The organism is Streptomyces sp. NBC_00988 (assembly GCF_045162645.1).
GTDB lineage: Bacteria > Actinomycetota > Actinomycetes > Streptomycetales > Streptomycetaceae > Streptomyces.
The window spans coordinates 6323103-6348429 of sequence record NZ_CP108730.1 but is presented as its reverse complement, the minus strand read 5'-3'; the positions used below and the strand labels follow the sequence as shown (position 1 = coordinate 6348429).

Genomic DNA, 25327 nt, shown 5'->3' with positions numbered 1-25327 from the left:
TTCGGAGACCAGCGTACCGGGTCACCCCGGGTATCTCGCAAAAATTTGGGGGTCCCGGTGAACGACCACTCTCCGTAAGATGCTCGGCGTGGTTCGCTAGAGCGAACCGCGGTTTTGGGGAAGCGATGGGGAGACGCAATGGACGCCGCACAGCAGGAAGCCACCGCCAGAGCGCGGGAGCTGCAGCGGAATTGGTACGGGGAGCCTTTGGGGGCGCTCTTCCGTAAGCTCATCGACGATCTTGGGCTCAACCAGGCTCGTCTCGCGGGGGTGTTGGGACTGTCCGCGCCGATGTTGTCCCAGCTGATGAGCGGTCAGCGGGCGAAGATCGGCAATCCCGCGGTGGTCCAGCGGGTGCAGTTGCTGCAGGACCTGGCGGGACAGGTCGCGGACGGCAGCGTGAGCGCGGCCGAGGCGACCGAGCGCATGGACGAGATCAAGAAGTCCCAGGGGGGTTCGGTGCTCAGCAACACCACGACCACGACGAGCAGTTCGGGAGCGCCCACGGTCAAGCGGGTGGTCCGCGAGATCCAGTCGCTGCTGCGCTCGGTGGCCGCCGCGGGCGACATCATCGACGCGGCGGACACCCTCGCCCCGACCCACCCCGAACTGGCAGAGTTCCTCCGGGTGTACGGCGCCGGCCGCACCTCGGACGCGGTCGCGCACTACCAGTCCCACCAGAGCTGAGCCTCACGGCCCGGCCGCCGATCGGGGGTTCGGCAGCCGGGCACGCGGCCGGCGAGGGGTATGAGGGGGTCGTGCCGCTCACCGGGAGCACGTGCGGAACAGCCGCGAGGGAGTGCCATGAGGAACTGCCACGAGGGGGAGTCGTGTCGCTCGTCCCGGGGGAAGCAACGGGGGTAGCCGAAGGGGGAGGAGCGACGCACAGCCATGGGTGAGGTCTTCGCCGGCCGGTACGAACTGGTCGACCCGATCGGGCGCGGCGGTGTCGGCGCGGTCTGGCGCGCCTGGGACCACCGGCGTCGCCGCTATGTCGCCGCCAAGGTCCTGCAGCAGAGCGACGCGCACTCGCTGCTGCGCTTCGTCCGGGAACAGGCGCTGCGGATCGACCACCCCCATGTGCTCGCACCGGCCAGCTGGGCCGCCGACGACGACAAGGTCCTGTTCACCATGGACCTGGTGGCAGGCGGTTCACTCGTCCATCTCATCGGGGACTACGGTCCCCTGCCCCCCGCGTTCGTCTGCACGCTGCTCGACCAGCTCCTCTCCGGTCTCGCCGCGGTGCACGCGGAAGGTGTCGTGCACCGCGACATCAAGCCCGCCAACCTGCTCCTCGAAGCCACCGGCACGGCCCGCCCGCGCCTGCGCCTGTCCGACTTCGGCATCGCGATGCGGCTGGGCGAGGCACGCCTGACGGAGACCAACCTCGTGGTGGGGACGCCGGGTTACCTCGCGCCCGAGCAGATGATGGGCGCGGAGCCGGACTTCCCCGCCGACCTGTTCGCCGTAGGACTGGTGGCTCTGTATCTGTTGGAGGGGGCCAAGCCGGACTCCAAGGCGCTGGTGCAGTACTTCGCGGAGCATGGGACTCCGGGGGCGCCCAAGGGCATTCCCGAGGCGCTGTGGCAGGTCGTGGCGATGCTGCTGCAGCCCGATCCGCAGGCCCGCTTCCGGACGGCCACGGGGGCGCGCAAGGCGCTCGCGGCGGCCGCGGAGCTGTTGCCCGAGCCCGGCCCCGACGACGAGTTGATCGAGATCTTCGACCAAATCGGGCCGCTGCCTTCGGAGTTCGCGCCCGAGGGTCCGCTGAAGCGGGCTTCCGGGGTGGACACGGGGTCGACGACGACTCCCTCGTCGGCCGGGACTCCCGAACCCGGGGACGGCATGGGCGCCGTTGTCGGCGGTGTCGGCGGCGAGGTTCTCGACTCGGCCTGGCCCGGCACGGACTCCGTACCCGTGGATCCACGGCAGGGCATCGTCTCCCAGCCGACCGCGCCCCCGACGCCCACTCCCACCCCGACTCCGGCCCCGCCGGCTTCCCCACCCCTGACTCCGGCCCCGATGTCGGACACCGGCAGCTTCCATCTGCCGCCCCCGCGGGCCCCGTACGGACAACAGGCGGACCAGGCACAGGCGGAGCAGGCACATCAGGCAGCCCAGGCCCACCAGGGCGGCCAGTACCAGCCGCCCATGTACCTCTCCCCCCAGCACTCCTCCCCTCATGACCTCACGCATGTCCTGTCCTCCCCCCAGCCGCGTGCTGATCCCTCTACTGCTTCATACACCGCTCAGGTCCCGCAGGTTCCACCGTCGGCGCCGCCGGTTCCGCAGCGCCGCGGCAGGCGGGCCAGGCGCCGGCCCGGGCCGCCCGCGAGAGTGGCGATCCCGGTCCTGCTGCTCGCGCTGGCCTGCTACGCGGTGGGGTTCTGGGCGCTGACCCGCATCTGAACCGTGCAATCCGAACCGGGAAAAGGGTGGGGCGGTTACAGGGCCGCCGTCGAAGCCCGGTCCCGGCGCCGGGCCGACACCGTCCACACGCCGAGCGTGGCCAGCAGCGCGGTGCCCGCGCCGATCCCGGCCACCGCGAGCACCTTCATCGCGGTGTCGCCGCCTCCCCCGGCGCTCCCCGGCCCCGTCACGGCCGCCGCACGGTCCTGGGTGGTGACGTCGAAGATGTTCGGGGGGTCGGGCCGGCCCTCGTACCCGGGACCGGCGTGCGCCGTACCGGCGACGCGCACGCGCAGCGTCACCGGGAACGGTCCCTGGCCGAAGTCGTCGGCCAGTTGCGCGTCGAGGTGCACGACGAGGTAGTACGACCCGGCGAAGCGCATCCCGTTCTCGTGGTCGACGACGGAGTAGCGGTTGCGGTACTCGACGGGCGGCAGGGGCTCCAGTGCCACCGACCTCTCGGTGCCCCGGTAACCGAGGCCGGCCGCGTCGACGGAGGCGCGGACGGGGTTGTAGAGCGTCAGGTCCAGCGCGCGGTTCACATAGCCGCTGGCGCCGTCGGAAGCGCCCAACTCGGCCGTGACGGACAGCTGTTGGCCCCAGCCGACCGGCACCTTGTAGAAGAGGGTCCGGCCGGGCCCGATGTCGTCCCGCCACGCGCCCTGTCCGACGGCGACGGCCCCGGCGAAGCCCGAACCGCCCGCACGGCGCCGCGCCTCCCCCGTGATGGCCTCGGGCGACGCGGAGTCCCAGACCTGGGGCGCTTCGGTCGCGCCGGCCTGCGCCAGCGCGGGTTCCGACACCGCGGTGAGTTCCAGCCCCCAGGTGTCCGACGAGGAATCCGACGCGTCGACGCGTTCGACGAGCACGTAGTACTTGCCGCTCCCCTTGCACAGCGCCTTGCCCGCCTCCCGCACGGCCCAGGCGGCCACGGGGTGGGGACTCCGGCCGGCCCCGAAGGTGGCGCTCCGGTACGTGCAGCCGGAGCCCTTGGCGTTCCGCATCGACACCTTGATGCCGTCGGTGGCGGCGACGGTGGTGCCCGCCGGAGGTACGGCGGTCACGGAGACGTAGGCGTTCGACGTGGCGTCGAGATCAAGGCCGTAGTAGACGCTGGCCCCCTTAGAGAGGGAACTCCGGTATGTCCCACCGGGTTTCAGTTCTTCGGCGTCGGCGGTGCCGGTCGCTCCGTCGACAACCCGGTCGCCCTTGTCGTAGCCGTAGGAGCTGGACGACCCGGCCGCCATGGCGGGGCGGTCCGTGAGGGCGGCCGTCGCGCACAGGACGGCGGCGAGGACCACGACACGTCGTACGGCCCCGGCGACGGGCCTACGGCCGCCCTGTGCCCGCGTCGTCCGCCACCACGCCGTACGCCGCCCCATCACGCGCCACCCCTCGTCGTTGCTCCGGACGTGGCCCATCCTGCCCCGCACGCGCGCGTGGCATCCCGGCAACGCGGACGAGTGTCCGAAACTCCGGGGGCGTGGCGGCCGTACCCGCACCGGGGCGGGGGCGCAACACAAAGCCCCGACCGCCAGGCGGTCGGGGCGTGCTCAGAACTGGATCTCGGTACTCACGAACCCGTGGGCACGGAGTCGGTCGCCTCCGTCCACAGATCCTGCTCGGCGCGATCCGCCTGGATCTGGCGGTACACGAGGAGCCCGCCGATGGCGGCCAGTGCGACCAGGAGAAGCTTCTTCACCGCGCGACCTCGTCTTTCCTTGACGTAGGGGACCTCTGTCGCCCGACTATACACACCGACCGAGACCGATCAGTGACCTGCGTCCGGGGTCAACTCCCGCCCGGGACAGCGCAGTAGGAGCGGACGCAGCCGCTCCGATCTGAGGGTGATCACATCCCCACGGACGGTTACTTCGCCCTCCTTTCGTGCATCTTCGGCCGTTTTCTGGCCTCTTGCACCCATCCGAGTGGTGTTCATCAGAACATCGACGCGCCATGGGCGTCGGTCCACCACTTCGCGACCCCCATACACATCATGAGGAAAGTACGCAAATCGCCCAACCTGAAAGTGAGGGGCCATGGCCCAGATCAAGGTCATGAAGTTGTGGAACGCCTTCGTCACAGGCTTCCTGGCACTGTGCACGGCGCTCGGACTCATCACGGTCACCGCGACGGCCGCCGCCGCGACTCCGCGGTCCGAGGCTGCGAGCACCAGCGCGGTCGCCGAGACGACGACACCGGCGATCTCCCCCTGGTCCTTCACCAGGTCACTGCCCCCCACGATGAAGCAGCGCATCCGCGCCGAGGCCCACGGCAAGTCCCCCAGCTGCCGCCACCGCCCGCCGACGGACACGGACGAGGCCACGGAGACGGCCGACGCGACGGAGACGGACCACGCCGAGCCTGGAGCCCCGCTCCAGCGCTGACCCGAGTCCCTCCAGCACCACCCTGGGTCCCTCCAGCACTGCCTCAGGCCCGTCCAGCACCGACCTGCGTGCCGACCCCCGGCCCGCGAGTCTCCCTGGCCTTACCTGACTTGCTCAACCTGGCCGACTTGCCCGACCGTCCGCCCTCTCTGACACAGCGGCGAACTTGCGTACAAAGCTCCAGAGACAACACAGAGGACCCCGAGAACCCCTTGCCCACTGTGGCCGGGGGTCTTCCGGCGTGCGCGCGGCTCAGCCTTCCCCGGCCCCACCGAACGGCCCGTCCGTGCGGACCAGAATCCCGGGGCAATCCGGATCGACCACGCCTGTGTAGGGGCTGGTCCAGAAGTCCCGCCGGGTGCGCGGCAACGGCACTTCCACAAGGCGGCCGTCATGGATCATCCACAGGCCGAAGCAGTCGTCCTCCTCATCGTGGATCAGCACCTGGACGGTGTGCGGCGACGGCCAGGGCAGAGACTCAAGGTGATCCAGCAGTCCGGCCCATCGACTCCGCCGCACGAACTCGATGGCCCAGCCGTCGAACATGCCGTGGCCGATGTCGGTGAACTGCCCAGTCCACGGACGGCTGTCGTCCCGCTCGGTCAGCGGTTTCATGATGTTTTCTGCGTCCCTGGCCAACACGACGACCTCGGCGAATCTGCTCATGGGCGAGTATCACCGGCCACCAGGAGGGCACGGCAACCGAAATCCTCCCGAGCCTGAACCGTCCTCCCCTGAAACGCCAAAAACCCCCAACCGCAACCGGTTGGGGGTCTTCGTGCTGGTGGGGCTAACAGGATTTGAACCTGTGGCCTCATCCTTATCAGGGATGCGCTCTAACCAACTGAGCTATAGCCCCGCCGCGCTTTGCGGAGTGTGTCCCGCGCGCTGACTCCTGAAGATTAGCGCACGACATGGGCAGTCCCAAAATCGATAGTCACAGGACCGTCGGGAGGGGTTTCAACCCGCGTTCACCCGGCTTCTCGTCCGTCTTCCCGTCCGCGTTCCTACTCGTCCTCGGCGAGCGTCAGCTCGATGCCGCCGACGAAGCCGGCGGAGAGGTTGTAGATGAACGCGCCGAGCGTCGCGAGGGCCGTGGCCAGGACGACGTCGATGACCGCGATGATCCCCGAGAACGTCAGGACGTGCGGGAGGGACAGGAAGGACTGCAGGTCGAAGCCGTTCGACTCGTTCGAGCCGGTCGCCTCCGAGATCGTGCCGCCGACCGTCGAGAAGACCCCCATCGCGTCCATGACCATCCACAGCACCGCGGACGCCACGACCGTGCAGATGCCCAGCGCGATGGAGAGCAGGAAGCTGACCTTCATCACCGACCACGGGTCGGCCTTGGCCACCCGCAGCCGCGCCTTACGGGTGCGCGGCGCGGTACGCGCGCCCGTGCGCGGCCGCCGTACGGCACCGCTCTGGGCGGCGGGCGCCTGCGTGGGGTAGGCCTGCGGCGGGTGGTACGGCCCCGCGGCCTGCTGCGGCTGACGCTCCCCCGGCAGGGGCGAACCCGGCAGCGGGGACCCCGTCGGCGGCGCGGCGGGCTGGGCCGGCGCCTGGCCCTGGGCCGGAGCCTTGGCGCCCGGCGCGGCCGGGCCCGCCCCAGCGGACTGCTGCTGGGTCTGCGGACCTCGGGTGTCCGTCACAGTTCCCCCCTGGGATCCATGCGAGTCGGGCGAGTGCGCGTCCGTCTTCTTCACGTCGATCGCCCGCAGTTGGGTCGTGTGCGGATCTGTCGCGTTCGCGGCGGAGCCACGGCCGCCGCCGTCCGTGTCCGTACCGGTCGATCCGGCGCCCGTGGCTCCGCTCACGATGACTCTCTCCTCGTGCTACTCGTCCGAAGGTGCGTCACCCTCGTCCGTGCCGGTGGTCGCGACACCCTCGGTGGTCTCGTCGACGGCTTCGTCGCCGACGACTTCCTCCGCCTCGGGTCCCGCCTCGGCGTTACGAGCGATACCGACGACGGCATCGCGCTTGCCCAGGTTGATCAGTTGGACGCCCATGGTGTCACGGCCCGTCTCCCTGACCTCGTTGACTCGCGTACGAATCACACCGCCGGACAGCGTGATGGCGAGGATCTCGTCGGTCTCCTCGACCACCAGCGCGCCGACGAGAGAACCGCGATCCTCGACGATCTTGGCGGCCTTGATACCCAGGCCGCCGCGACCCTGGACGCGGTACTCGTCGACGGCGGTCCGCTTCGCGTACCCGCCGTCTGTGGCAGTGAACACGAACGTACCGGGTCGAACAACATTCATCGAGAGAAGCTGGTCGCCCTCGCGGAAACTCATGCCCTTGACACCGGAGGTCGCACGCCCCATGGGGCGCAACGCGTCGTCCGTGGCCGTGAACCTGATCGACTGTGCCTTCTTGCTGATCAGCAGCAGATCGTCCTCGGACGAAACGAGTTCGGCGCCGATCAGTTCGTCGTCGGAACCGTCCTCCGTCTCACGGAGGTTGATCGCGATGACACCGCCGGAGCGGGGCGAATCGTAATCCTTCAGAGGCGTCTTCTTCACCAAGCCTCCCTTGGTGGCGAGGACCAGGTAGGGAGCCGCTTCGTAGTCGCGGATCGCGAGGATCTCGGCGATCGCCTCGTCCGGCTGGAAGGCCAGCAGGTTCGCTACGTGCTGCCCGCGCGCGTCCCGTCCGGCGTCCGGGAGTTCGTACGCCTTCGCGCGGTAGACGCGGCCCTTGTTGGTGAAGAACAGCAGCCAGTGGTGGGTCGTCGACACGAAGAAGTGGTCGACGATGTCGTCTTCCTTGAGCTTCGTGCCGCGAACGCCCTTGCCGCCGCGCTTCTGGGAGCGGTAGTCGTCCGCCTTGGTGCGCTTGACGTAGCCGCCGCGCGAGATGGTGACGACGATGTCCTCTTCGGCGATCAGGTCCTCCATGGACATGTCGCCGTCGAAGGGCACCAGCATCGTCTTGCGGTCGTCGCCGAACTTCTCGACGATCGCGGCGAGTTCCTCGCTGACGATGCCGCGCTGGCGGACCGGGGAGGCGAGGATCGCGTTGTACTCGGTGATCTTCGCCTGGAGTTCGTCGTGCTCCTGGATGATCTTCTGGCGCTCCAGGGCGGCCAGCCGACGGAGCTGCATCTCCAGGATGGCGTTCGCCTGGATCTCGTCGATCTCCAGGAGGCCCATCAGGCCCGTGCGCGCGATGTCGACGGTGTCGCTGCGCCGGATCAGCGCGATGACCTCGTCGATGGCGTCCAGGGCCTTCAGGAGGCCACGCAGGATGTGCGCCCGCTCCTCGGCCTTGCGCAGCCGGAACTTCGTCCGGCGGACGATGACCTCGATCTGGTGCGCCACCCAGTGCCGGATGAACGCGTCCAGGGAGAGGGTCCTCGGCACACCGTCGACCAGGGCCAGCATGTTGGCGCTGAAGTTGGACTGCAGATCCGTGTGCTTGTAGAGGTTGTTCAGTACGACCTTGGCGACCGCGTCCCTCTTGAGGACGATGACGAGGCGCTGGCCGGTACGGGACGACGTCTCGTCGCGGACGTCCGCGATGCCACCGACCTTGCCGTCCTTCACCAGGTCGGCGATCTTCTGCGCGAGGTTGTCGGGGTTGGTCTGGTAGGGGAGTTCGGTGACCACCAGGCACTGGCGGTTCTGGATCTCCTCGACCTCGACGACCGCGCGCATGGTGATCGAGCCGCGGCCGGTGCGGTACGCCTCCTCGATGCCCTTGCGGCCGACGACGAGCGCGCCGGTCGGGAAGTCGGGGCCCTTGATGCGCTCGATCAGCGCGTCGAGCAGCTCCTCGTGGGAGGCCTCGGGGTTCTCCAGGCACCACTGGGCGCCCGCCGCGACCTCACGGAGGTTGTGCGGCGGGATGTTGGTGGCCATGCCGACCGCGATGCCCGCCGAGCCGTTGATCAGCAGGTTCGGGAAGCGGGCCGGCAGGACGGTCGGCTCCTGGGAGCGGCCGTCGTAGTTGTCCGTGAAGTCGACGGTCTCCTCGTCGATGTCACGGACCATCTCCATGGACAGCGGCGCCAGCTTGCACTCGGTGTAGCGCATGGCGGCGGCGGGGTCGTTGCCCGGGGAGCCGAAGTTGCCGTTGGAGTCCACCAGAGGCATCCGCATCGACCAGGGCTGCGCGAGGCGGACCAGCGCGTCGTAGATCGAGGAGTCGCCGTGCGGGTGGTAGTTGCCCATGACGTCGCCGACGACACGGGCGCACTTGTAGAAGCCCTTCTCGGGCCGGTAGCCGCCGTCGTACATGGCGTACAGGACGCGGCGGTGGACGGGCTTGAGGCCGTCACGGACGTCGGGCAGGGCTCGCGACACGATGACGGACATCGCGTAGTCGAGGTACGAGCGCTGCATCTCCGTCTCAAGCCCTACGGGCTCGACGCGCTGGGCGATGACGCCCTCTTCAGGCGTACTGGGAGTGTTCTCGTCGGCCATTGCTGGTGAAGATCCTTCCTGATGCGGTCAGCTGAGACCGACTCAGATGTCGAGGAAGCGGACGTCCTTGGCGTTGCGCTGGATGAACTGGCGGCGCGCCTCGACGTCCTCGCCCATGAGGACCGAGAACAGGTCGTCGGCCTGCGCGGCGTCGTCCAGGGTGACCTGGCCGAGGACGCGGTGCTCCTGGTCCATCGTGGTGATGCGCAGCTCCTCGGCGTTCATCTCGCCGAGACCCTTGAAGCGCTGGATCGAGTCTTCCCTGATGCGCTTGCCGCTCTGCCGGCCCAGCTCGATCAGGGCGTCGCGCTCACGGTCCGAGTACGCGTACTCGAAGTCGTCACGGCCCCACTTGATCTTGTACAGCGGGGGACGGGACAGGAACACGTGCCCGGCCTCGACCAGCGGCCGCATGAAGCGGAACAGGAAGGTCAGCAGCAGGGTGCTGATGTGCTGACCGTCGACGTCGGCGTCCGCCATCAGGATGATCTTGTGATAGCGCAGCCTGGCGATGTCGAAGTCCTCGTGGACTCCGGTGCCGAAGGCGGAGATCAGTGCCTGGATCTCCTGGTTCTGCAGGATCTTGTCGATCCTGGCCTTCTCGACGTTGAGGATCTTTCCGCGGATCGGGAGGATCGCCTGGTACTGCGGGTTCCGGCCGGACTTGGCCGAGCCGCCGGCGGAGTCACCCTCGACGATGAAGATCTCGCACTTGGTGGGGTCGTTCGACTGGCAGTCGGACAGCTTGCCCGGTAGCGAAGCCGTCTCCAGCAGACCCTTGCGACGGGTGAGGTCACGGGCCTTGCGGGCCGCCACGCGCGCGGTGGCCGCCTGGATGCCCTTGCGGATGATGTCCGAGGCCTCGTTCGGGTTGCGGTCGAGCCAGTCGTTGAGGTGCTCGTAGACCGCCTTCTGTACGAAGGTCTTCGCTTCGGTGTTGCCGAGCTTGGTCTTCGTCTGCCCCTCGAACTGCGGCTCGGCCAGCTTCACCGAGATGATCGCGGTCAGACCCTCGCGGATGTCGTCGCCCGTGAGGTTGTCGTCCTTCTCGCGGAGCAGCTTCTTGTCGCGCGCGTACTTGTTGATCAGCGACGTCAGCGCGGCCCGGAAGCCCTCTTCGTGCGTGCCGCCCTCATGCGTGTGGATGATGTTGGCGAAGGAGTACACACCCTCGCTGTAACCACTGTTCCACTGCATCGCGACCTCAAGGGACAGGCTCTTGTCCTTGTCCTCCGCCTCCAGGTCGATGACGGTCGGGTGCACCACGTCCCCCTTGCGGGAGTTGAGGTACGTCACGTAGTCGACGATGCCGCCCTCGTAGTGGTACGTGACGGTCTTGACGTCGTCCTTCTCGTCCGCACCCGCCTCGTCGGCACCGGCCGTGGCCTTCGCCAGCTCGCGCTCGTCAGTGAGTTTGATCGTCAAACCCTTGTTGAGGAACGCCATCTCCTGGAAGCGCCGCGACAGCGTCTCGAAGGAGTACTCGGTGGTCTCGAAGATGTCCGGGTCGGCCCAGAAGGTGACCGAGGTGCCGGTCTCGTCCGTGGCCTCGTGCTGCGCGAGCGGGGCGGTCGGAACGCCCAGCTTGTAGTCCTGCGTCCAGCGGTATCCGTCGGTCCTGACCTCGACGGCGACCTTGCTGGACAGCGCGTTCACCACGGACACGCCGACGCCGTGCAGACCGCCGGAGACCGCGTAACCGCCGCCCCCGAACTTGCCGCCCGCGTGCAGCACCGTCAGCACGACCTCGACGGCCGGCTTGCCCTCGGACGGGACGATGCCCACCGGGATGCCTCGGCCGTTGTCGATGACGCGGACGCCGCCGTCGTGAAGGATCGTGACGTCGATCGTGTCCGCGTGCCCGGCCAGCGCCTCGTCGACGGAGTTGTCGACGACTTCCTGCACCAGGTGGTGCAGGCCGCGCTCACCGGTCGAGCCGATGTACATACCGGGTCGCTTGCGGACCGCGTCCAGCCCTTCGAGGACGGTGATGGCGCTGGCGTCGTACGAGGCGGTGACCTCGCCGTTCGAGGTGTGAGCCCCGCCGTTGGCGCCGGCGTCGGTGGACGGGATGTTCTCGTTGGGGTTGCCGGAATCGGCCACGAAGCGCCCTTTCTGGCACAGCACAAGCCAGGCTCAGGCTGGTGGCCGGAGCGGCTGCGGCGTGTTGCGTTGGTAAGCCTTAGTCAGCGTTGCTCGGTGTCTGTCCCACAAGTGGGGCGGGATTGCTTCCAGTCTACCGGTAGCGCCGACATGGATGGGGGTTTGCCGGTACCTGAGTCCTCATGTGCCGCCCTGAACCGGTCTCTCCCGACTCCCCATATGCGGAACGGGGCTCAAAGAGGCTCACGGAGGCACTCAGCGCTTCCGGGTGTCAACCCTTTGCTACTCAAGGGTCAGGTCGGTATTCGCAACCGCGTCCGTTCACCCGCCGGAGCCCGCGCTGTGATGTCAGTCACCCATAGGTGTCGCCGGGACCCGTGCTGCCAGGAGCGCGCAGGGGACCGTAGCGGCGGGGCGGCCCACCGGGGTTGAGCACCTTGATCATCCGCACGGTGCCATGCCCCAGGTCCTCGTTGAGCCGGGCCACCAGCGTGGGCGTGAGGTGCCGCAACTGGGTCGCCCAGGCCGTGGAGTCGCACTGCACGACCAGCACCCGCTCGTCCTCGTCGTACTTCTCCGGTACGCAGTGGTTGGCCAGGTCCTCGCCGACGATCTGCGGCCAGCGGCCCATCACCCCGCCCACCGCGGCCGGCGTCTCCCAGCCGCGCTCGTTCAGCAGCCGGTTGATCGCAGCGCCGAGTGCCATCGGGTCGCGGCCGTCGGCGCGCGCGCCGGAGCGCAGGCCGCCGCGCCGCGCCTGCTTCTTCTGCTGCGCCGCGTCCCCACGCGCGCGTGCCTGTTCTTTCGCGGCACGCAGCGCCACGCGCGCGAGGTCGACACCTGAGGGCTCGGCGGCCTTCTTGGGCGCGGGTTCCCCGCCCGCGGGCTGATCCGTCGTCATACGCGCTCCACCGCCCCCTCCACCACGCTGTACCGCGTCCCCGCCAGGACATGCGGTACGTCGTCGTCGACGGCGGCCGTCACCAGCACCTGCTCACCGGGCGCCACCAGCTCGGCCAGCCGCTCCCGCCGGCGCGTGTCCAACTCCGCGAACACGTCGTCGAGCACGAGCACCGGCTCATTGCCCTCACCCCGAAGCAGGTCGTACGAAGCGAGCCGCAACGCCAGCGCGTACGACCAGGACTCCCCGTGCGAGGCGTACCCCTTGGCGGGCAACTGACCGAGTTTGAGAACCAAATCGTCCCGATGCGGTCCTACGAGGGTGACGCCCCGCTCGATCTCCTGCTTGCGCGCCTCCGCGATCGCCGCCATCAACTGCTCGTAGAGGTCCTCACGCGTGTGTGCCTCACCCGGAGCCGACGGCTTGTACTCCAGGGCCACCGGGCCGCCGCCGGGCGCCAGTTGTTCGTACGCCTTGTCGGCGAGGGGCTGGACCGCGGCGATCAGATCGAGCCGCTGGGCGAGCAACTCGGCGCCCACGCGCGCGAGATGCTGATCCCACACGTCGAGCGTGGACAGGTCCATCGACCGCCCACCGTGCCGCCGCGCCAACGCGGCCGACTTCAGCAGGGTGTTGCGCTGCTTGAGCACCCGCTCGTAGTCCGAACGGACCCCGGCCATGCGCGGAGAGCGCGCGGTGATCAGCTCGTCCAGAAACCGCCGCCGCTCCCCGGGATCCCCCTTCACCAGGGCGAGATCCTCGGGGGCGAACAACACGGTCCGTACGATGCCCAGCACATCACGGGGCCTGACCTGCGAGGACCGGTTGATGCGGGCGCGGTTGGCGCGGCCGGGGTTCAGCTCCAGCTCGACCAGCTGCTGCCGCTCGCCCTGTTTGACCTGCGCCCGGATGATCGCGCGCTCGGCGCCCATGCGGACCAGCGGGGCGTCGGAGGAGACGCGGTGACTGCCCAGGGTGGCGAGGTAGCCGATCGCCTCGACGAGGTTGGTCTTGCCCTGCCCGTTGGGACCCACGAACGCGGTGACGCCGGGGTCGAGCGGGACGTCGACCCCGGCGTACGAGCGGAAGTCGGCCAGCGACAGATGCGTGACGTGCATGGTCGTTCGCCGACCTCCCCCAGGTTGTGGATCCACGGGCCCGGGCCCGTGGATCTGTGGATCACTTCGTCGTTGTGGACTACTTCGTCTCGACCGCGTGGCCGCCGAACTGGTTGCGCAGCGCCGCGATCATCTTCATCTGCGGCGAGTCGTCCTGACGGGACGCGAACCGCGCGAACAGGGAGGCCGTGATCGCGGGGAGCGGCACGGCGTTGTCGATGGCCGCCTCGACGGTCCAGCGGCCCTCGCCGGAGTCCTCGGCGTAGCCCTTGAGCTTGTCGAGGTGCTCGTCGCCGTCCAGGGCGTTGACGGCCAGGTCGAGCAGCCAGGAGCGGATGACCGTGCCCTCCTGCCAGGAGCGGAAGACCTCGCGGACGTCCGTCACCGAGTCGACCTTCTCCAGCAGCTCCCAGCCCTCGGCATAGGCCTGCATCATCGCGTACTCGATGCCGTTGTGGACCATCTTCGAGAAGTGGCCCGCGCCGACCTTGCCGGCGTGGACGAAGCCGAACTCGCCCTCGGGCTTGAGGGCGTCGAAGACGGGCTGGACCTTGGCGATGTTCTCGGCGTCGCCGCCGACCATCAGCGCGTAGCCGTTCTGAAGGCCCCAGACGCCGCCTGAGACGCCCGCGTCGACGAAGCCGATGCCCTTGGCACCCAGCTCCTCGGCGTGCTTCTCGTCGTCCGTCCAGCGGGAGTTGCCGCCGTCCACGACGACGTCGCCGGGCTCCAGGAGTCCGGCCAGCTCGTCGACGGTCGCCTGGGTCGGGGCGCCGGCCGGGACCATCACCCACACCACGCGCGGGCCCTTGAGCCTGCCCACAAGCTCTCCCAGGCTGTGGACATCGGCGAGGTCCGGGTTGCGGTCGTATCCGATGACGGTGTGGCCTGCGCGGCGGATGCGCTCGCGCATGTTGCCGCCCATCTTGCCGAGGCCGACGAGACCGAGCTCCATCAGTTGTTCCTTAGGGTGCGACGTGGCATGAAGGCACTTGCGTACCTGTGTCCGAGCCTAAACCCGGACAGTCATGCACACCTGTGGGCATACGCGCTCAGACGTATGCCCCGACCTGCGGTGTTCCCGTCGACGCCGATCAGCCGCTGAGGCGTACCGGCATGATCAGGTACTTGTAGGCCTCGTCCGCCTCGGCGTCCAGGGCCGGCTTGCCGCTGAGCAGCGCGGGCTTGGTGGACGTCGTGAAGGACAGCTGGGCCACCGGGGAGTCGATGGCGCTCAGGCCGTCCAGCAGGAACGTCGGGTTGAAGGCGATCGACACGTCGTCACCCTCAAGGTTCGCGTCGACCCGCTCCACAGCCTGTGCGTCGTCGCTGGAACCGGCCTCCAGGATCAGCACGCCCTGCTCGAAGCTCAGCCGCACCGGCGTGTTGCGCTCGGCGACCAGGGCCACGCGCTTGACAGCCTCCACGAAGGGGGCGGTCTCGATCACGGCGATGGAGTTGAACTCCGTCGGGAACAGCGAGCGGTACTTCGGGAGGTCGCCCTCCAGGAGGCGGGTCGTCGTACGACGTCCGGCGCCCTCGAAGCCGATGAGGCCCTCTCCCGCGCCGGAACCGGACAGCGCCAGGATCACGCTGTCGCCGCTCGTGAGGGCCTTGGCGGTGTCCAGGAGCGTCTTGGCGGGCACCAGGGCGACCGCGGACGCCTCCGGGTTCTCCGGCTTCCACAGGAACTCGCGGACCGCGAAGCGATAGCGGTCGGTGGACGCCAGCGTCACCGTGTCGCCCTCGATCTCGATGCGCACACCGGTGAGGACGGGCAGCGTGTCGTCACGGCCTGCCGCGATGGCGACCTGGGCGGCCGCCGAGGCGAACACCTCACCGGGGACCGTGCCGGTAGCGCCCGGCATCTGCGGCAGCGCCGGGTACTCCTCCACAGGCAGTGTGTGCAGGGTGAAGCGGGAGGAGCCGCAGACCACCGTCGCCCGTACACCGTCTGTGGAAATCTCCACCGGCCGGTTGGGAAGGGCGCGGCAGATGTCGGCGAGCAGTCGGCCGGAGACGAGGACCGTGCCCTCCTCCTCGACCTCCGCGTCGACCGACACGCGCGCGGAGACCTCGTAGTCGAAGCTGGACAGGCTCAGCTGTCCCTCCTCGGACTTCAGCAGGAGGCCGGCGAGGACCGGCGCCGGCGGACGGGCCGGGAGGCTGCGTGCCGCCCAGGCCACTGCCTCCGCAAGTACGTCGCGTTCCACCCGGATCTTCACTGTTGCCGCCTCCTGCTGTTGCCGGCGCTTCTCGGCCTGCCTGGCTTCGTCGTCTGTCTCGGTGTCGTCGGTCCCTGTGAGGGGAAGGACATCGGGGAACAGTCTGACGCACGGCACTGACAGTAGGTGCCTATCGGGGTCAAGTCGTGACGAGGGGCTGTCGGGCGACGAAGCGCGAGTTGTGCACAGGCCCCACTTCGAACCGGATTCCCAGCTCTCTCTAGTTGCTAGTAGTAGTAGGGGCTGTGGATACCGTGGATAACCGCGTTTTCGCAGCTCAGAGCGGGAATTTTGTCCACCGACCCTGTGGGCGACGGCGGTGGACAACCTCGGGTTTCTGTGGAGAACGGAAAGTTCTGCACACCCCATGCACAGCCGAGGGCCACTTCTCCCCAGCGCCGTCCCCAGCTTTACCCACCTTTCCCACAGCCCAACCCGGCACCTTCGTGTGACGCCTTTCACTCGACACGGTGAGGTGGCGCGTTGCGTTGCCGAACAGTGGACAGCGGTGTGGAGAAGCTGGTGATCGCTGGGGACAACCGGCCCCAGCCTGTGGGTTGTCGGTGGACAACTTGATCCACAGGCTGGGGAGCAAGAATCTCTCCACAGCCTGTGGATATCTTTTGTCCACGAATCCACAAGCACTTGACCTGGTCTGATGGTCCCTCACCCGCAGCGCCTGTGGACACGATCTGGACAACTTCACAGTCCCCAGGATGTGGACGGAAGAAAGTCACCGAATCTGTGGAGGACGGCCGTAACCCGGCGGGTATTCGAACAGCGGGGGCTCGGTCCGCGGGTTTGAAACGACGGCGATCGGCTGCCGGATCGGCTCTGGAGGGGCTCTGGAGGGGCTGAGGGTCGGCCGCGGACCGCTTCGGATCGGCTTCGGAGAGGCTCCTGAGTGGCTCCGGAGGGGGTCCATGAACGGCTGGGGATCGTCCTCTGACGCCTCCGCACACTTCCGGGACGCCCTCTCTCGACACCCCCTCCGACGGCCCCCGCCGCCCTCTCCCGCCGCCCGCCGAAGCGCCCCGTCGTCTCCGGGCGCCGTACCGACCGTCTCCCGGCACGACGAAGGGCGCCCCGGGAGAGATCCCGGGGCGCCCTTCGTCGTCGTAGCTCTGGTGTCGTAACTCCGCGGCTGTCAGCCGTTCTTGATGCGGTTGGTCAGTTCCGTGACCTGGTTGTAGATCGAGCGGCGCTCGGCCATCAGCGCGCGGATCTTGCGGTCGGCGTGCATGACCGTCGTGTGGTCGCGGCCGCCGAACTGCGCGCCGATCTTCGGCAGGGAGAGGTCGGTCAGTTCGCGGCACACGTACATGGCGATCTGGCGGGCCGTGACCAGCTGGCGGCCGCGCGAACTGCCGCACAGGTCCTCGACCGTGATGCCGAAGTAGTCGGCGGTCGCTCCCATGATCGCCGTCGCGGTGATCTCCGGCGTCGAGTCCTCGCCGCCCGGGATGAGGTCCTTGAGGACGATCTCGGTGAGACCCAGGTCCACGGGCTGCCGGTTGAGCGACGCGAACGCCGTCACCCGGATCAGCGCCCCCTCCAGCTCGCGGATGTTGCGCGAGATGCGGGAGGCGATGAACTCCAGGACCTCCGGCGGGGCGTTGAGCTGCTCCTGCACCGCCTTCTTACGAAGGATGGCGATACGGGTCTCCAGCTCGGGCGGCTGGACGTCGGTGATCAGTCCCCACTCGAAACGGTTCCGCAGCCGGTCCTCCAGCGTGACCAGCTGCTTGGGCGGCCGGTCGCTGGAGAGCACGATCTGCTTGTTCGCATTGTGGAGCGTGTTGAACGTGTGGAAGAACTCCTCCTGCGTCGACTCCTTGTCCGCGAGGAACTGGATGTCGTCGACAAGAAGGATGTCCATCTCGCGGTACCGCTTGCGGAAGCTGTCGCCCTTGCCGTCGCGGATCGAGTTGATGAACTCGTTGGTGAACTCCTCGGAGCTGACGTACCGCACGCGCGTGCCGGGGTACAGGCTCCGCGCGTAGTGCCCGATCGCGTGCAGCAGGTGCGTCTTGCCGAGCCCCGACTCCCCATAGATGAAAAGGGGGTTGTACGCCTTCGCGGGCGCCTCGGCGACGGCGACCGCGGCCGCGTGCGCGAAACGGTTCGAGGCACCGATGACGAACGTGTCGAAGAGGTACTTCGGGTTCAGGCGCGCGGTCGGCTCACCGGGGCCGGCCGCCGGCGCGGGCTTCGAGCCCAGCGGTCCCGGACCGCTGCGGTGCACATGACCGGAGTTGGACGGCGCGTGCGAGTCGGACAGGTCGCGGCGCGCGTCGCGCTGGTTGTACTGCTCGCGGGACTTCTCGTACTCGGCCCGCGACTGTTCGTACTCGGCGCGCTGCTGCTCGTACGACGGACGCTCCATCGACTGCGGGCGGTACTCCTGCTGCGGCGGCGCGTACTGGTCCTGCTGCGGCTGGTACGAGTCCTGCGGCGGGCCGTACTTGTCCTTGGCCGGTGCCCCGTACTGGTCCTGGGACGGTGGGCCGTACTGGTCCTGCGACGGTGACGCGTACGGGTCCCGCTCCGGGAAGCCGAGCCGTTGCTGCTGCCAGCCGTAGTCGTCCTGCGACGGCCGCGGCCAGGCGCCCGGCTCGGGGCGCTGGTACTCCGACGGATAGGCGGGGCGGGCGGTGGGCAGCTGGTCGCCGGGGCCGCCCGGGAGCGGCTCGGCGCGATGACGGCCGTAGCCGCCCTCGTAGGGGTCCCGGCTCTGCTCGGGTTCCTCGTAGCGGCGCTGGGGCTGCGCGGGGGGTGCCGGCGGGCCGGGGGGCTCGCCGGCGGAGTCGTCGACGGTGATCGCGATGCGGATCGGCCGGCCGCACTCGCGGCTCAGCGTCTCGCTGACGATCGGGGCGAGGCGGCCTTCGAGGACGCCTTTCGCAAACTCGTTCGGTACGGCGAGCAAGGCTGTGTCGGCGACGAGTGCCAGGGGCTGGCAGCGCCGGATCCAGTGCTCGTCCTTGGTCTCGACACCCTGCCCACGCCCCTCACCGAGAAGTTGCTCCAGCACTCGTGGCCACACTGCGGCAAGATCGGCAGGTACGTCAGCCACAGGGCACGCTCTCTCACGGGTCCCACGAACGTGTGGTTCGCGGACGGGACGGGATGTACATCGGGTGGGGCGCTCGGGAAAAAGGTGTGGGGCGGGGGACAAAGGAACGAATCGGAGTCCAGCCACGGTAGTCAGGGCGACGGGTGCGGTTCAAGTTGTTGTCCCCAGCCTGTGGATAGTGTCTCCTCGTGACCGCTGGTTTGACCGGATGGCGTAGCCCCGCGTACCGTGACCAGGTCGAGTTGTCGATGGCTGCTGCCGCCTGCCTCCGATGGGCACAGATCGCTTCTAGGTGATCGGGAAGCGGTGCACTCGGGCGTAACTGCGAGCTACTCGTGGGCGCACGGTGACAGCCAGGACGGCACCCGCCACCACCGATTTATTTCTGGAGCCCCCTCGTGAGCAAGCGCACCTTCCAGCCGAACAACCGTCGTCGTGCCAAGACCCACGGCTTCCGCCTGCGGATGCGTACCCGTGCCGGTCGCGCGATTCTCGCGAACCGTCGTGGCAAGGGTCGCAGCAGCCTGTCCGCCTGATCCCGATCAGGTCATGACGTCGTGCTGCCTACCGAGCATCGGCTGAGGCGGCGCGAAGACTTCGCGACCGCGGTACGACGGGGTCGCCGGGCCGGCCGCCCGCTTCTCGTCGTCCACTTTCGTAGCGGTGCAACGGACCCGCACGCGCCAGGGGAGAGCGCTCCCCCGACGCGTGCGGGTTTCGTCGTCAGCAAGGCGGTGGGCGGCGCCGTGGTGCGCAACAAGGTGAAGCGCAGACTCCGTCATCTGATGCGCGAGCGAGTCGCCCTGTTTCCCCCCGGTAGCCTGGTAGTCGTACGAGCGCTGCCCGGAGCGGGCGACGCCGACCATGCACAGCTGGCCCAAGACCTGGATGCCGCCGTTCAGCGGCTGCTGGGAGGGGGCGCGCGATGAAGTACCCACTACTGGCGCTGATCAAGCTCTACCAGTGGACGATCAGTCCCTTGCTCGGGCCGGTCTGCAAGTACTACCCGTCGTGCTCCCACTACGGCTACACGGCCATAGACCGGCACGGCGCGATCAAGGGCACAGCGCTCACGGCCTGGCGCATCCTGCGCTGCAATCCGTGGTCGCTCGGCGGTGTGGACCATGTCCCACCGCGCAAGCGTCCGCGGTGGCACGAGATGCTGCGGGGCGCATGGCGCGCACGCAAGGGCGGGACCTCCGCCGCCGAAACGGCCACTGAAGGGCTGAGTCCTTCGAGCCCGGCCGCAGAGACACCGTCCCATGCCCAAGGAGCATGATTAGTGGACACGATTGCCAGTCTTTTCAGCTTCATCACGACACCCGTTTCTTGGGTCATCGTCCAGTTCCACTCGGTGTACGGGAAGGTTTTCGGTCCCGACACGGGCTGGGCCTGGGGCCTGTCCATCGTGTCCCTGGTGATCCTGATCCGCATCTGTCTGATCCCGCTCTTCGTGAAGCAGATCAAGGCGACCCGGGCCATGCAGACCCTGCAGCCCGAGATGAAGAAGATCCAGGAACGCTACAAGAACGACAAGCAGCGTCAGTCCGAAGAGATGATGAAGCTGTACAAGGAGTCGGGTACCAACCCGCTCTCCTCGTGCCTTCCCATCCTGGCGCAGTCCCCGTTCTTCTTCGCCCTGTACCACGTGCTCAACGGCATCGCGACGGGCTCGACGATCGGCGTCATCAACGACTCGCTGCTCGCCAGCGCGCGTAAGGCGCACATCTTCGGTGCTCCGCTGGCCGCGAAGTTCACGGACGGCAGCAGCAAGGTCGAGGCGCTCGGTGCCACGCTGACCGACGTCCGGGTCGTCACCGCGATCATGATCGTGATGATGTCGGCGTCGCAGTTCTACACGCAGCGCCAGCTGATGACGAAGAACGTCGACACCACGGTGAAGACACCGTTCATGCAGCAGCAGAAGATGCTGATGTACGTCTTCCCCGTCATGTTCGCCATCTTCGGCATCAACTTCCCCGTCGGTGTCCTCGTCTACTGGCTGACCACCAACGTGTGGACCATGGGCCAGCAGATGTACGTCATCCACAACAACCCGACCCCGGGTTCCAAGGCCCAGGCCGCTTACCTGGAGCGCCTGACCAAGCACGTCACGCACCACGAGAAGACCCGCAGCCGGGGCGAGAAGGCCATCGTCAAGGCGATCGTCTCCAAGGGCCGTGACCGCAACGAGTTCGAGCGCAAGTTCATCAACAGCCTCACCAAGGTGGGCCTCGTGGCCCAGCCGGACGGCACCGTGGCGAAGGGCGAGAGCGAGGCTGTGGAGTCCGAGGACGGTACGACGACGACCCCGGCCACTCCCAGGCGTCAGCAGCCCAAGCGGCAGACCAAGGCCCAGCGCCAGTCCGCCGCAGCGAAGGCGGCCGACGACAGCGCCGAGCACGCGGACGACGACGCCGACGAGCCGAAGACCTCGCTGAGCAAGTCGGACGAGCCCGAGGACGCCAAGCCCGCCACCGCCGCGAAGAAGCCCGCCCCGAAGCCGGCCGGCGGTACCCGCAGCAAGGCCCAGTCCGGACAGCGCAAGGGTCCGCAGCGGCCCAAGTCCCCGTCCAAGAAGTAAAGAAGGAGTCCATCCCGTGACGGAAGGCACCACCTCCGCCGCTGCCGAGGGTGCAGACACCCTGTCCCGCCTGGAGCAGGAGGGCGAGATCGCGGCGGACTACCTTGAGGGTCTGCTGGACATCGCCGATCTCGACGGCGACATCGACATGGATGTCGAGGCCGACCGCGCCGCTGTCTCGATCATCAGCGACAGCAGCGGCCGTGACCTCCAGAAGCTCGTCGGCCGTGACGGTGAGGTGCTGGAAGCACTCCAGGAGCTCACCCGCCTGGCCGTGCACCGGGAGACCGGGGACCGCAGCCGGCTGATGCTGGACATCGCGGGCTACCGTGCCAAGAAGCGCACCGAGCTCTCCGAGCTGGGTGCCAAGGCCGCGGCCGACGTGAAGAACACCGGCGAGCCGGTGAAGCTGAACCCGATGACCCCGTTCGAGCGCAAGGTCGTGCACGACGCGGTCAAGGCCGCGGGACTGCGCAGCGAGTCGGAGGGCGAGGAGCCGCAGCGCTTCGTCGTCGTGCTTCCCGCCTGATCGGTCCCGACGTTCCACCGGCCCCGTCTGTCGATCAGACGGGGCCGAACTTTGTCAGCCTGATAGCCGTGTAGTTCTGGTGGTCCTGGTGGTCAGCGCCCAATGCGCTTTTGCGGTACGGAAGGACGGTCCCCCGTGACGGAGGCAGCGGAGCTTCCCCCCGCGCCCGAGCAGGCGCGCGAGGTGTTCGGCGATCGCTTCGAGGACGCGGTCCGATACGCCGAGCTGCTCGCCGACGCTGGCGTGCAGCGCGGTCTGATCGGCCCACGTGAGGTGCCCCGCCTGTGGGAACGGCACCTGCTGAACTGCGCGGTCCTCTCGGAGGTCGTGCCGGACGGAGTGACGGTCTGCGATGTCGGCTCCGGCGCCGGCCTCCCGGGCATTCCCCTGGCCCTGGTCCGCGAGGACATCAAGATCACCCTCCTCGAACCGCTGCTCCGCCGTACGACCTTCCTCACCGAGGTCGTCGAACTCCTGGGCCTCGACCACGTCACCGTCGTGCGAGGGCGCGCCGAGGAGGTCATGGGCACACTGCAGCCGGTCCATGTGGTGACGGCCCGGGCGGTGGCTCCGCTGGAGCGACTGGCGACCTGGGGTATCCCCCTGCTGCGTCCCTACGGCGAGATGCTCGCCCTCAAGGGGGACACGGCCGAGGAGGAGCTCAAGAGTGCGGGGACCGTGCTCAGCAAGCTCGGAGCCGTGGAGACGTCCATCCTGCATGTCGGCGAAGGCATCGTCGATCCGCTGTCCACGGTGGTGCGTGTCGAGGTCGGAGAAAGCCCCGGCGGAGTTCGTTTCGCGGCGAAGCGGGCCAAGGCGGCTCGTACGGGGCGTACACGTCGGCGTCGTTGAGGCTGTGTCAGTGCTGGGGCGGGTCGGTCTCAGCACTGGAAGTACGGCGGTGTCAGTGCGTGAAGCGTGTCGCCGATCCGTCGTGACGACGAGACTTACTCCACACAAGCTGCCAAACCTACGCATGACGGAGTGTCGCGGACAGTTCGGCCTCGGCGGCTGTGCATCGTGTTTCACGTGAAACGTCGCTCACTGCTACACGGCATCATCGGTCGCACCCGCGCCGCGGCCGAACCCCGCGACCGGAAGCCTCTCGGATCACTCGGAGAGGGCACGGAGTTGTCCACAGAGGTGGAATTCTCCACAGAACAACAGGCCTCACTGGTTCACGACCCTGAAGACATGGGAGGCTCTGTTCATTGCGAGCCTGAAGTCGAGGAGAGTGAATCCTTGCGGTCCGACGCCAACATCGCGGGACCGATGACCGATCCGGTCCCCGGTCCCCGTACCGAGTCGATGGGGGAGGATGTTTCACGTGAAACACCGCCCCCTATGGACGACACTCCCATCGGTCGTGCTGCCCAACTGGCGGTGGAAGCCCTAGGTCGTGCCGGCGAGGGCCTGCCACGTCCTGAGCAGACCCGCATCATGGTCGTCGCCAACCAGAAGGGCGGGGTGGGCAAGACGACGACGACCGTCAATCTTGCCGCTTCGCTGGCACTGCACGGTGCCCGTGTTCTGGTGGTCGACCTCGACCCACAGGGCAACGCGTCCACGGCACTGGGGATCGACCACCACGCGGAAGTCCCTTCCATCTATGACGTGTTGGTCGACAGCCGGCCTCTCTCCGAGGTCGTGCAGCCGGTCCCCGATGTCGAGGGTCTCTTCTGTGCCCCTGCCACGATCGATCTCGCCGGTGCGGAGATCGAGCTGGTGTCCCTGGTGGCGAGAGAGAGCAGACTGCAGCGGGCGATTCAGGCCTACGAGCAGCCGCTGGACTACATCCTCATCGACTGTCCGCCCTCACTCGGCCTGCTGACGGTCAACGCGTTGGTCGCCGGCGCGGAGGTTCTCATCCCGATCCAGTGCGAGTACTACGCACTGGAAGGCCTCGGACAGTTGCTCCGCAACGTCGACCTGGTTCGGGGGCACCTCAACCCCAACCTGCATGTGTCGACCATCCTGCTCACCATGTACGACGGTCGGACGCGTCTCGCGTCCCAGGTCGCGGACGAGGTGCGCAGTCACTTCGGCGACGAGGTGCTGCGGACGAGCATTCCCCGCTCGGTCCGTATCTCCGAGGCGCCGAGTTATGGGCAGACGGTACTGACCTACGATCCCGGATCGAGCGGTGCCCTCTCCTACTTTGAGGCAGCAAGGGAAATCGCGCTGAAGGGTGTGGGCGTCAGCTACGACGCACCGCATGCGCACATCGGCGCTCAGAGCGACCAGAGCATGGTGGAGGGCATTCAGTGAGCGAGCGACGGAGGGGTTTGGGCCGTGGGCTCGGCGCACTGATCCCCGCAGCCCCGACCGGGGAGAAGACGGTGGCTCCGGCTGCTATGGGGTCCGCCTCCCCGACGACTGTTCCGGTCATCACCGGCGACCGGGGGGTGGCCGCGGCGAAGGTCACCACGCTGCCGCCGGTCTCCTACGAGACAGAGGACCCGTCGTACGGCGTCCTGCAGACGCCGGCCGCGCCCGTCGGTGCCTACTTTGCTGAGCTGCCCCTCGACGACATCACGCCGAACTCGCGCCAGCCGCGTGAGGTCTTCGACGAGGACGCGCTGCAAGAGCTGGTCACCTCCATCAAGGAGGTCGGCCTCCTCCAGCCCGTCGTCGTACGGCAGATCGGCCCGACGAGCTACGAGCTCATCATGGGCGAGCGGCGCTGGCGGGCCTGCCGTGAGGCTGGCCTAGAGGCGATCCCGGCGATCGTGCGGGCCACGGACGACGAGAAGCTTCTCCTGGACGCCCTCCTGGAGAACCTGCACCGCGCCCAGCTGAACCCGCTCGAAGAGGCGGCTGCCTACGACCAGTTGCTCAAGGACTTCAACTGCACGCACGACCAGCTGGCGGACCGCATCGGACGTTCGCGTCCGCAGGTCTCCAACACCCTGCGTCTGCTGAAGCTCTCGCCGTCGGTCCAGCGCCGTGTCGCCGCCGGAGTCCTCTCCGCCGGCCACGCCCGAGCACTGCTCTCCGTCGACGACTCGGAGGAGCAGGACAGGCTGGCCCACCGGATCGTGGCCGAGGGGCTCTCCGTGCGGGCCGTCGAGGAGATCGTGACCCTGATGGGTTCGCGTCCCCAGACCGCTCAGCGCTCCAAGGGACCGCGGGCCGGCGCCCTGGTCTCCCCGGCGCTGTCCGACCTCGCCACGCGTCTCTCGGATCGCTTCGAGACCCGGGTGAAGGTCGACCTGGGCCAGAAGAAGGGCAAGATCACTGTCGAGTTCGCCTCGATGGAGGACCTTGAGCGGATCCTCGGTTCGCTGGCTCCGGGCGAGGGTCCGGTCCTGCAGCGGAGTCTGCTGGACGACGACTCGGAGGACGAGGCCTGAGTCGTCCTGCCGATGGCGGGCGTCCTGTCCGTCCGACCAGCAGAGCGGGCCGTGTCCGGTGTGTACCGGAACGCGGCCCGCTCTTTGCTTTCTGTCGGTATCGATGCAATCGCATCATCGATACGATGCGTTTGGGTATGGCGCATCCACCTGGCAGCACCTCTTAGGGGAGGCGGGGGCCATGCGAACGGTGAGCCGCACCGGACTGCTGAGCG

General features: G+C 68.1%; 22 protein-coding genes and 1 tRNA gene. 11 read left to right on the top strand and 12 right to left on the bottom strand.

Going from position 1 to position 25327, the window contains the following annotated elements:
- Window positions 1–138 precede the first annotated feature (138 nt).
- A complete protein-coding gene (locus tag OG496_RS29080) occupies window positions 139–687 on the top strand; it encodes a DNA-binding protein (protein ID WP_019055167.1) in 549 nt (182 codons plus the stop codon).
- A 204-nt stretch (window positions 688–891) separates the two neighbouring features.
- A complete protein-coding gene (locus OG496_RS29075; RefSeq protein ID WP_405972978.1) occupies window positions 892–2409 on the top strand; it encodes a serine/threonine-protein kinase in 1518 nt (505 codons plus the stop codon).
- Between the two features lie 35 nt (window positions 2410–2444).
- Here the strand turns inward: OG496_RS29075 and OG496_RS29070 are convergent, their stop codons facing one another.
- Window positions 2445–3830 carry a hypothetical protein gene (locus OG496_RS29070; RefSeq protein WP_405972977.1) on the bottom strand — a complete coding sequence of 462 codons (1386 nt, stop codon included), beginning with the start codon at window positions 3828–3830 and terminating at the stop codon, window positions 2445–2447.
- Between the two features lie 152 nt (window positions 3831–3982).
- The gene (locus tag OG496_RS29065) at window positions 3983–4111 is read right to left on the bottom strand and encodes a DLW-39 family protein (RefSeq protein ID WP_003999697.1); all 129 of its coding nucleotides are present in this window, start codon (window positions 4109–4111) and stop codon (window positions 3983–3985) included.
- A gap of 337 nt (window positions 4112–4448) precedes the next feature.
- Here OG496_RS29065 and OG496_RS29060 point away from each other — a divergent pair, with 337 nt between their 5' ends.
- Window positions 4449–4796: a DUF6344 domain-containing protein gene (locus tag OG496_RS29060; protein WP_405972976.1), complete on the top strand. Its 348-nt coding sequence runs from the start codon at window positions 4449–4451 to the stop codon at window positions 4794–4796.
- Between the two features lie 252 nt (window positions 4797–5048).
- On the opposite strand, the gene OG496_RS29055 is transcribed toward OG496_RS29060, so the two are convergent.
- From OG496_RS29055 to dnaA, 10 genes are all read right to left on the bottom strand, one after another.
- Window positions 5049–5462, bottom strand: a complete 414-nt coding sequence (locus tag OG496_RS29055; RefSeq protein ID WP_405972975.1) for a hypothetical protein — start codon at window positions 5460–5462, stop codon at window positions 5049–5051.
- 116 nt (window positions 5463–5578) lie between these two features.
- Window positions 5579–5655, bottom strand: a tRNA-Ile gene (locus tag OG496_RS29050).
- 148 nt (window positions 5656–5803) lie between these two features.
- A complete protein-coding gene (locus tag OG496_RS29045) occupies window positions 5804–6613 on the bottom strand; it encodes a DUF3566 domain-containing protein (protein WP_399394302.1) in 810 nt (269 codons plus the stop codon).
- A gap of 18 nt (window positions 6614–6631) precedes the next feature.
- A complete protein-coding gene (gene gyrA / locus OG496_RS29040) occupies window positions 6632–9223 on the bottom strand; it encodes a DNA gyrase subunit A (protein ID WP_405972974.1) in 2592 nt (863 codons plus the stop codon).
- Window positions 9224–9265: 42 nt separating this feature from the next.
- Complete coding sequence (gene gyrB / locus OG496_RS29035) at window positions 9266–11326, bottom strand: DNA topoisomerase (ATP-hydrolyzing) subunit B (protein WP_405972973.1); 2061 nt, start codon at window positions 11324–11326, stop codon at window positions 9266–9268.
- A gap of 352 nt (window positions 11327–11678) precedes the next feature.
- On the bottom strand, window positions 11679–12227 hold the full coding sequence (locus OG496_RS29030) for a DciA family protein (RefSeq protein ID WP_366494789.1): 549 nt from the start codon (window positions 12225–12227) through the stop codon (window positions 11679–11681).
- Window positions 12224–13345, bottom strand: a complete 1122-nt coding sequence (recF, locus tag OG496_RS29025) for a DNA replication/repair protein RecF (RefSeq protein WP_405972972.1) — start codon at window positions 13343–13345, stop codon at window positions 12224–12226. Before recF ends, OG496_RS29030 begins: the two co-directional genes overlap by 4 nt.
- Window positions 13346–13424: 79 nt before the next feature.
- Window positions 13425–14300: a phosphogluconate dehydrogenase (NAD(+)-dependent, decarboxylating) gene (gene gnd / locus OG496_RS29020; RefSeq protein ID WP_405972971.1), complete on the bottom strand. Its 876-nt coding sequence runs from the start codon at window positions 14298–14300 to the stop codon at window positions 13425–13427.
- Between the two features lie 139 nt (window positions 14301–14439).
- Entirely contained in the window at window positions 14440–15570 is a 1131-nt protein-coding gene (gene dnaN, locus OG496_RS29015; RefSeq protein WP_019073352.1) for a DNA polymerase III subunit beta, read from the bottom strand.
- 1147 nt (window positions 15571–16717) lie between these two features.
- Entirely contained in the window at window positions 16718–18646 is a 1929-nt protein-coding gene (gene dnaA, locus OG496_RS29010) for a chromosomal replication initiator protein DnaA (RefSeq protein ID WP_405972970.1), read from the bottom strand.
- Window positions 18647–19044: 398 nt separating this feature from the next.
- Between dnaA and rpmH the strand changes: the two genes are divergently transcribed.
- The 8 genes from rpmH to OG496_RS28970 all read left to right on the top strand — a co-directional run bounded on the left by rpmH (window position 19045) and on the right by OG496_RS28970 (window position 25112).
- The gene (gene rpmH / locus OG496_RS29005; RefSeq protein ID WP_003967884.1) at window positions 19045–19182 is read left to right on the top strand and encodes a 50S ribosomal protein L34; all 138 of its coding nucleotides are present in this window, start codon (window positions 19045–19047) and stop codon (window positions 19180–19182) included.
- 21 nt (window positions 19183–19203) lie between these two features.
- Window positions 19204–19575 carry a ribonuclease P protein component gene (gene rnpA, locus OG496_RS29000; RefSeq protein WP_078532680.1) on the top strand — a complete coding sequence of 124 codons (372 nt, stop codon included), beginning with the start codon at window positions 19204–19206 and terminating at the stop codon, window positions 19573–19575.
- Window positions 19572–19925 carry a membrane protein insertion efficiency factor YidD gene (gene yidD / locus OG496_RS28995; RefSeq protein ID WP_033285733.1) on the top strand — a complete coding sequence of 118 codons (354 nt, stop codon included), beginning with the start codon at window positions 19572–19574 and terminating at the stop codon, window positions 19923–19925. The genes rnpA and yidD overlap by 4 nt, the downstream gene beginning before the upstream one ends.
- 3 nt (window positions 19926–19928) lie before the next feature.
- Complete coding sequence (yidC, locus tag OG496_RS28990; protein WP_366494793.1) at window positions 19929–21230, top strand: membrane protein insertase YidC; 1302 nt, start codon at window positions 19929–19931, stop codon at window positions 21228–21230.
- A gap of 16 nt (window positions 21231–21246) precedes the next feature.
- A complete protein-coding gene (locus OG496_RS28985; protein WP_019055151.1) occupies window positions 21247–21759 on the top strand; it encodes a R3H domain-containing nucleic acid-binding protein in 513 nt (170 codons plus the stop codon).
- A gap of 135 nt (window positions 21760–21894) precedes the next feature.
- The gene (rsmG, locus tag OG496_RS28980) at window positions 21895–22611 is read left to right on the top strand and encodes a 16S rRNA (guanine(527)-N(7))-methyltransferase RsmG (RefSeq protein WP_019055150.1); all 717 of its coding nucleotides are present in this window, start codon (window positions 21895–21897) and stop codon (window positions 22609–22611) included.
- Between the two features lie 342 nt (window positions 22612–22953).
- Window positions 22954–24027 (top strand): ParA family protein, encoded by a 1074-nt coding sequence (locus OG496_RS28975; RefSeq protein WP_078532690.1) that lies wholly within the window; start codon window positions 22954–22956, stop codon window positions 24025–24027.
- Window positions 24024–25112, top strand: a complete 1089-nt coding sequence (locus tag OG496_RS28970) for a ParB/RepB/Spo0J family partition protein (RefSeq protein ID WP_366494794.1) — start codon at window positions 24024–24026, stop codon at window positions 25110–25112. Before OG496_RS28975 ends, OG496_RS28970 begins: the two co-directional genes overlap by 4 nt.
- Window positions 25113–25327 lie beyond the last annotated feature (215 nt).